This window comes from Curtobacterium sp. MCBA15_016 (assembly GCF_001865105.1).
Taxonomy (GTDB): Bacteria; Actinomycetota; Actinomycetes; order Actinomycetales; family Microbacteriaceae; genus Curtobacterium.
On the sequence record NZ_MJGR01000001.1, the window covers coordinates 67176 to 81738 of the forward strand.

Annotated in this window: 14 protein-coding genes and 2 pseudogenes; 3 read left to right on the top strand and 13 right to left on the bottom strand. The window is 68.0% G+C overall.

The window, feature by feature from the left end; genetic code table 11:
• Window positions 1-32 precede the first annotated feature (32 nt).
• The 3 genes from BIV03_RS00390 to BIV03_RS00400 form a co-directional block, all read right to left on the bottom strand.
• Complete coding sequence (locus tag BIV03_RS00390; RefSeq protein ID WP_368086568.1) at window positions 33-776, bottom strand: alpha/beta hydrolase family protein; 744 nt, start codon at window positions 774-776, stop codon at window positions 33-35.
• A 166-nt stretch (window positions 777-942) separates the two neighbouring features.
• The gene (locus BIV03_RS00395; RefSeq protein WP_083403099.1) at window positions 943-2007 is read right to left on the bottom strand and encodes an amidohydrolase family protein; all 1065 of its coding nucleotides are present in this window, start codon (window positions 2005-2007) and stop codon (window positions 943-945) included.
• A gap of 128 nt (window positions 2008-2135) precedes the next feature.
• The gene (locus tag BIV03_RS00400; protein WP_139201802.1) at window positions 2136-3326 is read right to left on the bottom strand and encodes an ABC transporter permease; all 1191 of its coding nucleotides are present in this window, start codon (window positions 3324-3326) and stop codon (window positions 2136-2138) included.
• A gap of 78 nt (window positions 3327-3404) precedes the next feature.
• Between BIV03_RS00400 and BIV03_RS00405 the strand changes: the two genes are divergently transcribed.
• Window positions 3405-4028, top strand: coding sequence for a hypothetical protein (locus BIV03_RS00405; RefSeq protein ID WP_139201803.1), 624 nt, complete (start codon window positions 3405-3407; stop codon window positions 4026-4028).
• 69 nt (window positions 4029-4097) lie between these two features.
• On the opposite strand, the gene BIV03_RS00410 is transcribed toward BIV03_RS00405, so the two are convergent.
• Window positions 4098-4763 carry an SDR family oxidoreductase gene (locus BIV03_RS00410; protein WP_056121039.1) on the bottom strand — a complete coding sequence of 222 codons (666 nt, stop codon included), beginning with the start codon at window positions 4761-4763 and terminating at the stop codon, window positions 4098-4100.
• Between the two features lie 83 nt (window positions 4764-4846).
• On the opposite strand from BIV03_RS00410, the gene BIV03_RS00415 reads away from it, so the two are divergent.
• The gene (locus BIV03_RS00415) at window positions 4847-5449 is read left to right on the top strand and encodes a TetR/AcrR family transcriptional regulator (RefSeq protein WP_254790656.1); all 603 of its coding nucleotides are present in this window, start codon (window positions 4847-4849) and stop codon (window positions 5447-5449) included.
• A gap of 254 nt (window positions 5450-5703) precedes the next feature.
• Here BIV03_RS00415 and BIV03_RS00420 read toward each other — a convergent pair.
• Window positions 5704-5994, bottom strand: a pseudogene (locus tag BIV03_RS00420) (integrase core domain-containing protein); the annotation flags it as partial.
• Between the two features lie 46 nt (window positions 5995-6040).
• On the opposite strand from BIV03_RS00420, the gene BIV03_RS00425 reads away from it, so the two are divergent.
• Window positions 6041-7438 carry an IS30 family transposase gene (locus BIV03_RS00425; protein ID WP_071294218.1) on the top strand — a complete coding sequence of 466 codons (1398 nt, stop codon included), beginning with the start codon at window positions 6041-6043 and terminating at the stop codon, window positions 7436-7438.
• A 7-nt stretch (window positions 7439-7445) separates the two neighbouring features.
• Here BIV03_RS00425 and BIV03_RS20060 read toward each other — a convergent pair.
• The 8 genes and pseudogenes from BIV03_RS20060 to BIV03_RS00465 form a co-directional block, all read right to left on the bottom strand.
• Window positions 7446-8320 (bottom strand): annotated as a pseudogene (locus BIV03_RS20060) (IS3 family transposase); the annotation flags it as partial.
• A 118-nt stretch (window positions 8321-8438) separates the two neighbouring features.
• Complete coding sequence (locus BIV03_RS00435) at window positions 8439-8933, bottom strand: SLATT domain-containing protein (RefSeq protein ID WP_071294219.1); 495 nt, start codon at window positions 8931-8933, stop codon at window positions 8439-8441.
• A 312-nt stretch (window positions 8934-9245) separates the two neighbouring features.
• Entirely contained in the window at window positions 9246-10613 is a 1368-nt protein-coding gene (dnaB, locus tag BIV03_RS00440; protein WP_070417481.1) for a replicative DNA helicase, read from the bottom strand.
• Between the two features lie 560 nt (window positions 10614-11173).
• Complete coding sequence (gene rplI, locus BIV03_RS00445; RefSeq protein WP_069712629.1) at window positions 11174-11626, bottom strand: 50S ribosomal protein L9; 453 nt, start codon at window positions 11624-11626, stop codon at window positions 11174-11176.
• A gap of 14 nt (window positions 11627-11640) precedes the next feature.
• Window positions 11641-11898 (bottom strand): 30S ribosomal protein S18, encoded by a 258-nt coding sequence (rpsR, locus tag BIV03_RS00450; protein ID WP_017887834.1) that lies wholly within the window; start codon window positions 11896-11898, stop codon window positions 11641-11643.
• Window positions 11899-11945: 47 nt separating this feature from the next.
• Window positions 11946-12515 carry a single-stranded DNA-binding protein gene (locus BIV03_RS00455; RefSeq protein WP_071294220.1) on the bottom strand — a complete coding sequence of 190 codons (570 nt, stop codon included), beginning with the start codon at window positions 12513-12515 and terminating at the stop codon, window positions 11946-11948.
• Between the two features lie 3 nt (window positions 12516-12518).
• Window positions 12519-12896: a 30S ribosomal protein S6 gene (rpsF, locus tag BIV03_RS00460; RefSeq protein ID WP_070417479.1), complete on the bottom strand. Its 378-nt coding sequence runs from the start codon at window positions 12894-12896 to the stop codon at window positions 12519-12521.
• 159 nt (window positions 12897-13055) lie between these two features.
• Window positions 13056-14492, bottom strand: coding sequence for a CCA tRNA nucleotidyltransferase (locus BIV03_RS00465; protein ID WP_071294221.1), 1437 nt, complete (start codon window positions 14490-14492; stop codon window positions 13056-13058).
• Between the last annotated feature and the right edge of the window lie 71 nt (window positions 14493-14563).

Below are 14563 nucleotides of genomic sequence, written 5' to 3' on the forward strand. Positions count from 1 at the left end.
CCGGTCGATCGACGACCGGACGGGCGAGGAGGTCAGTCTGCGTTCCGCGCTCGGAGCAGATGCCGGACGGCTGCGTCCAGGACGTGCGCCGGCATCGCGTGTCCGCCGTTGAACACCTCGGTGGTCAGGATGCCTGGGCGGAACGCTTCGAGGACCTGCCGCACGCCCTGGAGCGGGAAGAGGCAGTCGTCACGTCCGGCGGCGACGAAGACGGGCTGATCGACGGCGGAGGCGACGAGCCGAACGTCGCCGGCCGCGGTGAGCCCCGGGACGAACCACGCGGGATTATGGCGAATGCGTTCCGACTCGAACGAGGCCAGCGTCCCGATGCCGCAGCTCACGACGCCCCGCGTCAGGCGGGGGTCGACAGCGAGGCAGAACAGCGCGACCTGACCGCCGAGCGAGTGCCCGATGATCTCGAGGTCGGTACCGACCGCACCCGTGGCCTGCATCCAGCTCGTCACCGTTGCGATGTCGCGCGTGTGCTTCGCCTGCAGACTGCTGCCGTTCGACACCCGGAACAATGCGTCGAGCCGTTCGTCCGCGGCGGGGTCGTCGGTCCAGTCGCGTCGTCGCTCCTCGAACCCGACGAGGTCCGGCAGGATCACCCGCGCTCCGGCACTCGCGAGCGCTGCACCGTAGGCGAGTGCCGGGTCGCCCGTCAGCCCCGCCGGCTCGCTCTTGCCGACCGTGAACGCCCCCGCGTGTTGGTGAACGGCGATGACGTCCGCGCCGTGATCTCGTCGCAGAGCCTGCGCAGGGCGGTGCGTGCGAATGCCCTGTCAGGCCGACCACGGCTCATCGGACGCCGCGGCCCACCGGTGGCAACGATGAGCGGTAGCGCCTGCGGCACCGCGATGTCGTCGGAGAAGGATGCTCCGATGAGGCGCGCGAGGTCGTGTGCCGACCACGACGCGCTCATCCTCCCGACAGTCCCCACGGTCATTGACGCCTCGGAACGCTCTCGCTCGCCAAGCGGGGGAAGAGCTGTTCGGCGGCTGTCCGGTGCACGTCACGCAGTCGTTCTGCGCCAGGGCCGTCGTAGGCGTTGAGGTCATGGTCGAAGCGCGCGGTCCAGTCGGGATGCGCGTAGGGGAAGTCACTGCCGTAGAGGATGTGGCCGGGCTCCGCGAACGCCAGCAGTGACGGCAGCGACGTGGGGGATGCGGACAGGGCGGTGTCGAAGTAGAACTTGCGCAGGCCTGCTTGGATGCGCTCCGGCGTGGTGCCCGGGTTGAACATCGCGGCAGCGCTGAACCGGCTAGCGGCGTAGGGCACGAACCCGCCGGCGTGGGACAGGATCACGCGCAGCTCCGGGTAGCGGTCGAACACGCCGTGCGCGACGAGATCCACGGCGGTGCGGGTGGTGTCGAACGGGAAGTCCAGCAGTGCGGTGGGCAGTCCCGGCAACTGCGTGATCGGTGGTGCGGTGGGGTGCACGAAGACCACGGCTGAGCGGGCGGCCAGTTCTGCCCACAGCGGCTCGTACGCGGGGTCGCCGAGGTACCGTCCCTGCGCGTTCGACAGCAGGAGCACACCGTCGGCGTGGAGCTCGTCGAGTGCTCGCACGGCTTCGGCGACCGCGCCGTCGAAGTCCGGCAGCGGCAGCACCGCGAAGTGCCCGAACCGGTCGGGCCGCTCTCGGACCAGCTTGGCCTGGTAGTCGTTCAGTTCGCGGGCGAGTTGGCGCGCCGCGGCGTCGTCACCGAAGTGCACGCCCGGTGCGCTGATCGAGAGCATCCCGGTCTCGATCCCCACTTCGTCCATCATCGCGATCGCCGCTTCGGGGCTCCACTCCGGCATCAACCAGCCGCCGATGGCCCGGGGCCCTCGTCGCGGTGCGGTCCCGCCGCTCTCACCCCACGGGTCCCACTGCGCGGACCCTCCGGTCGCAGCCGGCGCATCCCCCGGGCCGCCGGCCCCCATCGCTTTCGATCCTGCCGCTGCCATTGCCTCGAAGTAGCGGGGCGGGAGCAGGTGCTGGTGGACATCGATCTTGCCTGGCATGGTGCGGTCCTCCGATCGTCCTCAGCAATGAGGGCTGGTTGTGTGCAGAAGTGGTTGTCGTGATGGTTCCCGCCGGTCGGACCGGGAGTGGTTCGACCGATTGCGGGCGTCGAGCAGGCCTGTGGTGTTCAGGGCGTCGGGGTCAACGGCAGCAAGGCCGCGTTCGGCGTGCCTGCGGCGGACTCGAGGTGGGAGCCCGATGGGCCGGCTGCCGAGCGGGGACCTTGCTCGTGACGGAGTCCGCCCTTCGGTCGAGCAGCGGCTTCGCGTCGGTTCCGGATGAGCATCGCCGTCAGGGTGAGCAGGATCCCTGCCACTGCCCAGATGCTCAGCCGGATGATCGGGGCGGCGACCGCAGCGCCGTCGAAGTACTGGACGGACCGCAGCAGGTCGAGCGCGTCGCCCTGCGGGAAGACGTAGTAGAGCGTCTGGAAGAAGTCGTTGAGGACGTGGATCCCGAGCGGGCCACCGGATGACGTGTTCCCGAGGATCACCAGGGCGAGCGTCATCACCAGAGCCGCGATGGTCCCACCCAGTGCGGCGACGCCCGTGACCCCTCCCCCGATGGCGACTCCAGTCAGCCAGAGGATCCCGAACACGGCCCAGGGACCGACGGTCACCGCCCCGAGTGCGGAGTCGATCCACAGGGTGATCAGTCCGGCGAGGAGACCGGCGTAGAGCACGAGGACGATGCTGCGCTCGACGAACTTCGCGGCCGTGTCGACCGTGCCGAGGATGCGTCCGAACACCGTTGCACCGAGGGCAGCCCCCAGGCCGGCGAAGAGGATCGCGTAGAACTCGATCGACCCGACCGGGTCCTGCTTCGGCAGGGGTGCGAGGTCGGTGGCCGTGTTGGTGGTCTGCAGCTTCGCCGCGATCGAGTCGCCGATACCGGAGACCGCCTGGCCCAGCCCGCGGCCACCGCCGCTGGCGGTGTAGGTGGTGACGCCGGCGCCCTTGCCCGGCGCCGGCAGGATGACGGCGCCGTCGACGTCGCGGTCGAGCACGGCGGATCGTGCCTGCTGCTCAGAAGCCACGACGGTGAGATCCAGCGACCCCTGCTGCTCGAGCGCGACGATCGCGTCAGCGTCGCCGGTGACCGCGAGATGGACGTTGTTCGGCGTCGGGTTGCCGAACGCGCTCGAGTAGGTCGTCAACATCGCCATCGCCAGGAGCAGGATCGCGATCGCACCGAGGACCAGGTTCCGGTAGCGATGCGCTGATCCCGGCCCTTCGGAGTCCAGCGCGCCGCCCGCGACCGCCGCTTCGAACTCGGGGTGCTGCGGGCCGTCTCCGCGGCCATTGGCGGGCTCGGTCACGTGCGTCATGATATTCTTTACAGTTGTCCAGTAGATGACGAACGTACATCAGTGTCCCCGCTCTGGCAAGATGGACTCATGACGGACGGAACAGGCACGGTGCCGCTCGCGAGCCAACGGGTGGACCCGCGCGTCACCCGCACCCGCGCTGCCCTGATCCGGGCGTTGGCCGCCCTGGTGTCCGAGACACCGAAGGGCGAGACGATCTCGATGAGCGCCGTGGCACAGCGTGCCGGGTTGAGCAGGCAGGCCCTCCACAACCACTACAGCAACGTCGGCGACCTCGCGACGGACCTCTGGATCAGCCGCCTCCTCGAGGACTGGCTCCCCCTCGACGAGGCCGCTGCGAACCTCCCACAGGCCCTCACCGACGCCGTTCGGGAGCGCGGGATCGAACCGCTGCTCGCCGCGGGTCGTGCGGATCGCGGCTTCTTCGACAAGCTCCGCGCCGTTCCACGTGGCGAGCGCGTCGCCGAGGTGCTCGCAGCCGCGATGACGACCTGGCTGTCGGAGTCGGATCACGATCCCGATCACCATCGACCGGAGATCGCTCTGACCGGGGACGCCCGGACCTTCACGATCGGCGGCATGATCGCGCTCGTGTCGACGTGGCAGATGGCCGACGCGCCACCGAGCACGGCCGAGCAGGTGGCGACACTCCGGACCTTCGCCGCGGCGGCTGCAGCGGCTGGCGCCGACTGAACCGCGCGGACCCGGGTCCCAGCAGCCCGGCGGATCCCGCCCAGGCCAGCAGCCCGGGCGGGAGGCGCGTCAGCCGTCGTACGCGACGTAGTGCAGCTCGGCATCCCGCCGCTCGTCGTGGAGCTTCACGTAGGACTGCGCGATGACCGCCGGTTCAGCGTCCGGTCGCCCACCGCCGATCAGTGCGGTGATGGCGACGAACCCGACGTAGACACCCTTGTCAGCGAGAGCGGCATTGAGGTTGAGCGTCCAGTTCCGGAGCCCCGCCGCTGCGATGTTGACGTTCCCGCGGACCGGCGTCTGGGCGAGCGCACCGCCACCGGTGGTCACGAGGACCGTGCCGGCGCCCGCCGCGATCATGCCCGGGAGGACCTCCCCGACGGCCGCGATCGCGCCGCCGAGGTAGAAGTCGAGCTGTGGCTGCAGGTTCTCCATCGTCACGTCCACCGCGTCGACCGACTCCAGGGTCCGGTCAGCCGGGGAGAACTCGAGGACGTCGATCGGCCCGAGCGCTTCCCGGATCGATCGGAGGGCACTCCGGATCGTGTCGGGCTCGCTGACGTCGGCGGTGAAACCACGAGCCTGGATGCCCTCCGCGACGAGCTCACCCGCCAGGGAGTCCACGTTCGCCTGGCTGCGGGCCACGAGCGCGACGTCGAAGCCCTTCTGCCCGAAGGCCCGCGCGATCTCGAGACCCAGACCAGGGCCTGCGCCGATGATGGTGATGAGGGGCATGATGCGTCCTTCCGTGGCCCACCGCCGGGCCGTGCGAGCTGGTGCGGTAAGTTGAGGTCGTCCTCAAACCTCTGCAGCCTATGTTGAGGCTGACCTCAATTTCCTCCGGAGTCGCTGTGAGCACCGCACCCCGCCTGCGCCGAGACGCGCAGGCGAACGTCGAGAAGCTCCGCGCTGCCGCGATCGCCGTCTTCTCAAAGCGAGGGCTCTCTGCGCCACTGGAGGACATCGCGCGCGAGGCCGGGGTGAGCATCGGGACGCTCTACAACCGCATCGGATCGCGCGAAGACCTCATCGACGCCGTCGTGCCCGACATCGCGGGCGCGAAGCTCCGCACCCTGCGGGAACGGACACTGTCCCAGGACACTCCGCGCGCGCAGTTGGAGACCTTCATCGCTGAGATGATCGACCTGCAGCGAAGCGACCCGGCGATGAACGACGCGATGCTCCGGCGCTACCCCGACGCCGTCCTCCTCATCAACGCATGCGAACGATCCATGGCGCTCGGAGCGGAACTCGTCGCCAACGCACACACCGCCGGCGTTCTCGCCGCGGATTTCACGCCCGATGACCTGATGACCGTCCTGTGGATGGCTGGGATGGCCAGCCACGACCCTGCCGCTCCGGACGGGTGGCGCCGTGTCGTCGACCGGAGCATCTCCGCTGCCTGGACCGTCCAGGGCTGACGCCGCGACGCGCCCCTGCATCACTGGGGAGGCCGCTCCCGTATCGCTGGGCCGCAACGCAGGAACCATCCGTCTGTGGAGCCGATCACCTACCGGGCGGCACTCGTCTGGACGAACAGGGAGAGGCCGAACACAAGCACTCCCAGTCCGAGCGGGGCCAGGATGACCAGGAACGGCGCCCCCGCTCCTTCGGCAGCGAGCATCATCGCGACCCAGAAGAAGGGGACTGCTGCAGGATTGGTTGACTCGTTCGTTTAGGCCGCGAGTGCGACCTGTGGGTTGATGATCGTCTCGTACTCGATCGGGGTCAACTTCCCCAGACCTCGTTGCCGTCGTTTCCGGTGATAGGTCGCTTCGATCCAGGTGATGATCGCGAGCCGGAGCTCTTCCCTGGTCGCCCAACGTTTCCGGTTCAGGACGTTCTTCTGCAGGAGCGCGAAGAACGATTCCATTGCAGCGTTGTCCGCGCACGCGCCGACTCGGCCCATCGATCCGAGCAGCCCGGCGTCCGATAGCGCCCGGACGAGCTTCTTCGAACGGAACTGGCCGTATTCAACCGGTCGTCGCAACACCTTATACCGGAGGTGTTCGATGCGGGTTCGAGATCGTCAGCGACAAGTCCAGGCGTATCGGGGGCAGATTCCGTCGCCGGGCAGACCGACGGTGGCGTGGCGGGAGGATCGGGTCGCGTTCTGGGCTGCGATCGCGGCGGGTGTGAAGACGCGAGAGGCCGGTGTCGCCGCGGGCGTGTCCGAGCCCGTCGCGCATCGATGGTTCCGGCACGCTGGCGGCGTGAACCCCAACCTCGCTCCGACGCTGTCAGGAAGGTATCTGTCGTCGCACGAGCGTGAGGACATCGCGTTGATGCGGGCGCGCGGTGACGGCGTGCGCGAGATCGCGGCCAGCCTTGGCCGTGCGCCGTCGACGATCTCCCGCGAGCTGCGACGAAACGCATCAACACGCACCTACCGGCTGAACTACAAGGCCTCGACGGCGCAGTGGCACGCGGAACGTCGAGCGCGCCGACCGAAGGTGGCGAAGCTACGCACGAACCAGCGGCTTCGCGACTATGTCGCCGATAAGCTCAGCGGCCGCCTCCACGACAGTGCTGGGAACCGGATCGGTCCGGAAGGACCGGCGTGGGACGGGAAGAGCAAGCCACACCGCGAGGACCGAGAGTGGGTTGCTGCGTGGAGCCCGCAGCAGATCGCGAGACGACTCCCGGTCGAGTTCCCGCACGACCCGTCCATGCGGATCTCGCACGAAGCGATCTACCAAGCCCTCTACATCCCTGATCGAGGCGGCCTGACGAGGGAGCAGTCGTGGCATCTGCGGCGCGGGCGGACGAAGCGCAAACCTCGAGCACGGACCCGGATGCAGGCGTGGGCGCACGTCACGGCCAGCACGACGCTGAAGCAGCGGCCCGCGGAAGCGGACGGCCGTGACGTCGCTGGGCACTGGGAAGGGGACCTCATCATCGGGCTCAAGCGATCCGCGATCGGAACGCTGATCGATCGGAGCACACGGTTCGCGATGCTGGTGCACCTGCCGAGGCAGGTCGGCTACGGGCTCATACCGCCGCGGAAGAACGGGCCGGCCTTGGCTGGCTACGGGGCTGTGACCATGAAGAACGCGCTCGTCGCCACTTTCGACGCACTGCCCGCATCATTGCGTCGCTCGTTGACCTGGGACCGCGGGAAAGAGATGTCCGCGCACACACTCCTGACCGCACAGATCGGGATGCCGGTCTACTTCGCCGACGCGAAGAGCCCCTGGCAGCGCGGCAGCAACGAGCACCTCAACGGTCTGCTGCGGCAGTACTTCCCGAAAGGCACCGACCTGTCTCGCTGGAGCGCTGCGGAAATCGCCGCCATTGCCGATGCGATCAACAACCGACCACGGGGCATCCTTGGCTGGCGCACTCCTGCTGAGGTCTTCGCCGACCAACTACGCTCGAGCCAACAACCCACTGTTGCGACGACCGGTTGAATACGGCCTGGCTGCCCCGATCCGAGTGCACAACCGTCTTGGCCGGGTTCCGGCGGTGCACCGCCATCCGCAGGGCCGCGACGGCGAGCGAGGACCGCATCCGGTCACTGATCGAGTAGCCGACGATGCGCCGCGAGCAGGCGTCCTTGACCGCGCAGAGGTACAGCTTGCCCTCTGCCGTGTTGTGCTCGGTGATATCGGTCAGCCAGAGCTTGTCGATATCTGGCGCCGTGAACGAACGGCGGACCCGGTCGTCGTGCACCGGCGGCCCGGCCTTCCGATTCAGGCCACGCTTCTTCGCATGCAACGACCACAGCCGCTGCTGCGAGCACAACCGCCACACCTGCCGCTCGGACACCCGATGGCCGGCAGCATGAAGGTCATCGGCGATGAACCGGTACCCGAACGTCGGATCGTCCCTGTGCGCATCGATCGCTGCGTTGGTCAGGTGCGCGTCCTCCCAGTCCCGCTGAGAAACCGGGTCGGCGCGCCACCGATAGAAGGCCTGTTTCGAGAAACCCAGCACCCGGCAGGTCACCGCGACGGGGACACCATCGGCGGCGAGTTCGAGGACCAGCGGGTAAATCATTTTGGGAGTTGCGACTGGGCGAAGTACGCCGCTGCCCGGCGGAGGATCTCGTTCTCCTGCTCGAGCAGCCGGATCCGTTTCTGCGCGTCCCGCAGCTCGGCCTGCTCAATCGCCTTCACGGATGGCGACGCAGCAGCAGGGACGCCGTCATCGCGGTCCGCGAGACGCAACCAGCGGGCCAGGCAGGACTCGGACACACCGAAGTCCTTCGCGACCTGCCGCACCGACGTCTCACCCTTCCGGGCGACCGCGATCACATCGCGGCGGAACTCTTCCGGATACGCCTTCACCATGGCGCACATCCTTCCAGCAGGAGCCCATGCCCCTACCTCTCAGGAGTCAACCAAACCTGCAGCAGTCCCGATGGCGTCATTGTGCGGATCTGCTCATCTAAGTAGACGCTTGGCGATGTCATCGGTCGATCCGGTGGGTCTGGCCGTGCTCGACCTCGATGTTGCGCTTCGCCCGTAAGTACGCCCACCGTGGTGTGGGGTCCGCCGCGCGGCTCGCTGCCGTGAGCTCCTCACCCACCACGTCCAAGCGTTGCCGAAGGGCACCGACGTCATCACCGCTGACTACGTCGACCGTTCGTAGCCGACGCGCTCGATCACGGACGGAACCGAACTGGACGGCCGCGACCCTCGCGCGCTCTGACCGCCGGGCCGGACGCAGTGTTCCGTGAACGCCCGTCGTCGCGGCTGCCACGAGCGCAAGCACCGCACCTACGTACTGCAGGTCACCGGAAGCGAAGGTCATCACGCCACCGACCGCACTGCCGGCGGCGATGACACTACCGAGGACCCAACCGAGGACACTCCACCCCTTTGAAGCCTCCAGGTTGCCCTGCTGGCCAAAGGTGGCGTTCTCCTCGACCCGTGAGGCTTCCGCGCGAATCTCATCGAGCACTTCCCCACTACAGATCGTCACGGACGGTCTCTCCAATCGAGGGCCTGTGTGTCTCTACGTCGGTGCTCTCGCGACCGGAGAATGACCTCGCCACGGTTCGAGATCGTCCGGGTTCGCGGCCGGGGGTCCGGATCGTCAGGGAGCCACCGATGACCATGGAGCGTCTGCACCTGCGCATTCCCTTCCAGACCAGCCCGCCCATGAAGGGCAGGTTCGACGCCATTGGCGCGACAACTTGGTCCCCGTCGGCGACAACTTGTGTTTCGAAACGACAACTTGTCCTTCACTTCACAGCAGACGACAACAAACGCGTTACTGCGGCATGTCCACGAACCTCGAGAACATCCCGTGGAACGCCACCGTGATCGTGTCCGTCGGCCCGTTGCGGTGCTTCGCCACGATGAGGTCCGCCTCGCCCTGCCGCGGGTTGTCCTTCTCGTACGCCGACTCACGGTGCAGCAGGATGACCATGTCGGCGTCCTGCTCGATCGAGCCGGACTCACGCAGGTCGGAGATCTGGGGCTTCTTGTCGGCACGCTGCTCGGGACCACGGTTCAGCTGCGACAGTGCGACGACGGGGACCTGGAGCTCCTTCGCCATGAGCTTCAGTGCACGCGAGAACTCGGAGACCTCTTGCTGGCGGGACTCGACCTTCTTGCCGGAGGTCATGAGCTGCAGGTAGTCGATGACGACCATGCGGAGGTTGTGCTGCTGCTTGAGGCGCCGGCACTTCGCCCGGATCTCGACGAGCGTCATGTTGGGGGAGTCGTCGATGAAGAACGGCGCGTCGTTGATCCGCCCACGGGTCTGCGCGATGGTCGTCCAGTCGCGGGAGTCGACGGTGCCCTTGCGCATGTTCTGCAGCGGCACGCTGGACTCGGCGGAGAGCAGACGCATCGCGATCTCGGCGCGACCCATCTCGAGCGAGAAGAAGGCGGCGGTCTCGTTGTGCTTGATGGCGGCCGCACGGCAGAGGTCGAGCGCGAGCGTCGACTTCCCGAGGGCCGGTCGGGCGGCGATGATGATGAGCTGCCCGGGGTGGAAACCGTTCGTGAGGCCGTCGAGCTGGGCGAAGCCGGTCGGGACGCCGGTCATTTGCCCGTCGCGCCCCTTCGCAGCCTCGATCTCGTCGAGGGCGGCGGAGATGGCGTCGGTGAGGGGGACGTAGTCCTCGGTCTGGACACCACCGGCGACGTTGTAGACCTCGGCCTGGGCGCTGTTGACAAGGTCGGTGACCTCACCCTCGGACGCGTAGCCCATCTGCACGATGCGGGTGCCCGCGTCGACCAGGCGGCGCAGCACGGCCTTCTCCGCCACGATCGCCGCGTAGTACCCGGCGTTCGCTGCGGTGGGCACCATGCTCGTCACGCTGTGCAGGTACTCGGCGCCGCCGGCGCGGGACAGCAGGCCGGTCTTCGTCAGCTCGTCGGTGACGGCGATGACGTCGGTCGGCTCACCGTGCGAGTAGAGGGACAGGATCGCGTCGAAGATGACCTCGTGCTTGGGGATGTAGAAGTCCACGCCACGTGCGGTCTCGATGACGTCGGCCACGGCGTCCTTCGACAGGAGCATGCCGCCGATCGTCGACTGCTCGGCGAGCATGTCGTGCGGGGGAGTGCGTTCCGCGCCACCACGATCCGCGTAGTCCTGCGGCGCGGGTTCGAGATGCGCGATCGACACACTTGCTCCTCTTTGTTCAGTGGCGGCTCGTCCAGTGGCTGCGACGGGTCCGCCCGACGGCGGCCGTCACGAACCGACCGTCCCTGTTCTACCCCGGGCGACCGACATCGCCGAGTCGCTGGGCCAAGCTACGGGGACAGAGTTATCCCCAGCAAACGGCCCTGTGGATAACTCTGTGGAGAGCCTGCGGAACACGCCGGGATGCTGTGTGGACAACTGTGGACAGGGGTGTGGACAAGTGGCCTGGGGAACACAATTTCGACCGCTTGACCTGGGGTTTCATGTTCCACACCATGTGTGGAGAAGTGGGGTTCAAGTACGCATTGAAGGTTGCCGATCCGCCCGTTTCGCCTGTGTAAAAACAGTTGACAAACAGAAACCTGAGGACAACTTTCCCAAGCCGTTCCCAGCAAGCGCGACCCTGTCTGAGAAGTAACCGGTCAGCGCGGGACGAGCCGCGCCTCCTGGGTCGGAACCGCCACCGACGACCCCGGAACGCGACGACGGGCGGGCCTCCCGGAGGAGACCCGCCCGTCGTGAGCGGAAGACCGCAGCCAGTGTTACTTGGCGGCGACGACCTGGAGCGAGATCACGGCAGTGATGTCCTCGCGCAGACGCACGGTGGCCTCGTGGTCACCGACGGTCTTGATGGTCGCGGGGACCTCGACCTTGCGCTTGTCGAGCGAGCCGACGCCCTGCGCCTGGACGGCGTCAGCGACGTCGCCCGGACGGACGGAGCCGAACAGACGACCGTCCTTGCCGGCCTTGACGGTCAGCTTGATGGTCGCGTTCTCGAGCTTCATCTTGAGGTCCTGTGCCTCTTCGATGGTGGCGAGCTCGCGAGCGGCACGTGCCGCACGGATCGACTCGACCTGCTTCTCGCCGCCCTTGGACCACGCGACAGCGAAGCCCTGCGGGATCAGGTAGTTGCGGGCGTAGCCGTTCTTGACGTCGACGACGTCACCGGCGGAACCGAGGCCGGAGACCTCGTGGGTGAGGATGAGCTTCGACATGTGTCGACCTCCGATCAGCGGCCGGAGCCGGCGTAGGGGAGGAGCGCCATCTCACGGGCGTTCTTCACGGCACGGGCGATGAGGCGCTGCTCCTGGACGGAGACGCCGGTGATGCGACGGGCGCGGATCTTGCCACGCTCCGAGATGAACTTGCGAAGGGTCGCGACGTCCTTGTAGTCGATGACGCCGACCTTGATCGACTTCGCGGGAGCGGCGTTCTTGCCGCCCTTACCGCGAGGCTTCCGGCGATCGCCGGTGCTCTTTCCAGCCATTGTTTGTCCTTAAGAAGTGGAAGTTGTGTCCGTTGAACCGCGGAGGATCAGAACGGGGTCTCGTCGTCGTACGTGCCGCCCGGGGTGCTCCACACGTCGTTCGACTGTGCGTTGCCGCCCTGCTGGCCACCCTGGGTGGACCAGGGCGCGTCCGACTGACCGCCGCCGTTGTTGTTCCAGCCGCCGCCGTTGCCGCCGTTGCCCGCCGGGGCGTTGCCGCCACCGACCTGGCCACGACCGCCGCCGGAGCCACCCGCAGCACGGGTGATCTGCGCGGTCGCGTAGCGGAGCGACGGGCCGATCTCGTCGACCTCGAGCTCGATGCTCGTGCGCTGCTGGCCCTCACGGTCCTGGTACGAGCGCTGACGGAGACGACCCTGCGCGATGACGCGCGAGCCCTTCGTCAGCGAGCCCGCCACGTGCTCGGCGAACTCGCGCCAGACGCTCGCACGGAGGAACAGCGCGTCGCCGTCCTTCCACTCGTTCGCCTGACGGTCGAACGTGCGAGGAGTCGACGCGATGGTGAAGTTCGCCACGGCGAGCCCGTTCTGCGTGTACCGCAGCTCCGGGTCCGCGGTGAGGTTGCCCACCACCGTGATGACGGTTTCGCCGGCCACGGGTTACTCGGCGCTCGCGGTCGCGGTTGCGTTGGCGGCCTTGCGGGCCGCGCGGGCCTCGTCGCGCTGCTTCTGGGCGGCGACCTGCGCGATGCCCTCTTCGGCGCGGAGGACCTTCGTGCGGAGCACGGCCTCGGAGAGGCCGAGCTGACGGTCCAGCTCCTTGGCGGCCTCGGGGGTGGACGTGAAGTCCACGACGGCGTAGATGCCCTCGGACTTCTTCGCGATCTCGTAGGCGAGACGACGACGGCCCCAGACGTCCACGTTGTCGACGGTGCCACCGTCGTTGCGGATCACAGCGAGGAACTTGTCCAGGCTGGGAGCGACGGTGCGCTCGTCGATCTCGGGGTCGAGGATCGCCATCAGTTCGTACTGGTGCATGCGGAACCCACCTCCTCTGGTCTCAGCGGCCCCGAGCAGTTCTCGGGGCAGGAGGGTTGATGCATGTGTCCCGCCACGCAAAGTGCGTGCGGACAACCCGGCAAGCTTAGCGGACGGCCTGGAGGCGCGCCACCGGCGGTGCAGAACCGATCGCGTCCGTCAGGCGGTCGCGTCGCGGGCGGCCCACCAGTCCCGCAGGCGCGCTTCGGCATCGTCGGACCCGAGGGGGCCCTCGTCCATCCGCACCTCGAGGAGGAAGCGGTAGGCCTCGCCCACGGCACGCCCCGGCGGGATGTCGAGGATGCGCATGATGTCGTCGCCGGAGAGGTCGGGACGGATCGAGTCGAGCTTCTCCTGCTCGGAGAGTTCCCGGATCCGGTCCTCGAGGTCGTCGTACGCGAAGGCGAGCCGGTCGGCCTTGCGGCGGTTCCGGGTGGTGACGTCGGAGCGGGTGAGCTCGTGCAGGCGTTCGAGCTGGTCGCCGGCGTCCCGGACGTAGCGACGGACGGCGGAGTCGGTCCACGCGCCGTCCGTGTAGCCGAAGAAGCGGAGGTGCAGCTCGATCAGGCGGCTGACGGCGGCGATGGTGTCGTTGTCGAAGCGCAGGGCACGGAGCCGCTTCTTCGCGAGCTTCGAGCCGACGAGGTCGTGGTGGTGGAAGCTCACGGCGCCGCCGGGCTCGAGCTTGCGGGTCGCCGGCTTCCCGATGTCGTGCAGGAGCGCGGCGAGTCGGAGCACCGTGTCGGGGGCCTCGCCGGGGTGCCGCTCGGCCTCGTAGCCGATCGCCTGCGTCAGGACCGTGAGGGAGTGCTCGTAGACGTCCTTGTGGTGGTGGTGCTCGTCGATCTCGAGCCGCATCGCCGGCAGTTCGGGGAGGAAGCGCTCGGCGAGCCCGGTGTCGACGAGCAGTCGCACGCCGTCCACCGGTTCGTCCGTGTTCAGGAGCTTGACCAGTTCGTCGCGGACCCGCTCGGCGGAGACGATGTCGATCGAGTCGACCAGGTCCGTCATGGCCTCGCGCACCTCGTCCGAGACCGTGAAGCCGAGCTGCGCGGTGAACCGGGCGGCGCGCATCATCCGCAGGGGGTCGTCGCGGAAGGAGACCCGGGCGGCCTGAGGCGTGTGCAGGCGCTCGGCGAGGAGGTCCTCGACGCCGCCGTGCACGTCGACGAGCTCCCGCGCGGGCAGACGGAGCGCCATCGCGTTGACGGTGAAGTCGCGGCGGAGCAGGTCGTCCTCGATGGTGTCGCCGAACGCGACCTCGGGCTTGCGGGTCTCGCCGTCGTAGACGTCGCTGCGGTACGTGGTGATCTCGACCTGCTCGCCGGCCACCCGCGCGGCGATGGTGCCGAACTGCCGACCGACGTCCCAGGTGTTGCTCGCGATCGGTCCGACGATCCGCAGGATGTCGTCCGGACGGGCGTCGGTGGTGAAGTCGAGGTCGGTGACCGCACGCCCGAGGAAGGCGTCGCGGACGGGCCCACCGACGAGGGCCAGTTCGTGTCCGGCGTCGGCGAAGGCCCGAGCGAGGATGGCGACGGGCTCGGTGGCGGCGAGTGCGTCGAGTCGCTCGACGGCCTGGGCAACGGACTGCATGACGGTCCTCATCCTCCCAGATCGCAGGCCTGAGTTCTCCACAACGTGCGCGCGCACGGGAGCGTTCATGG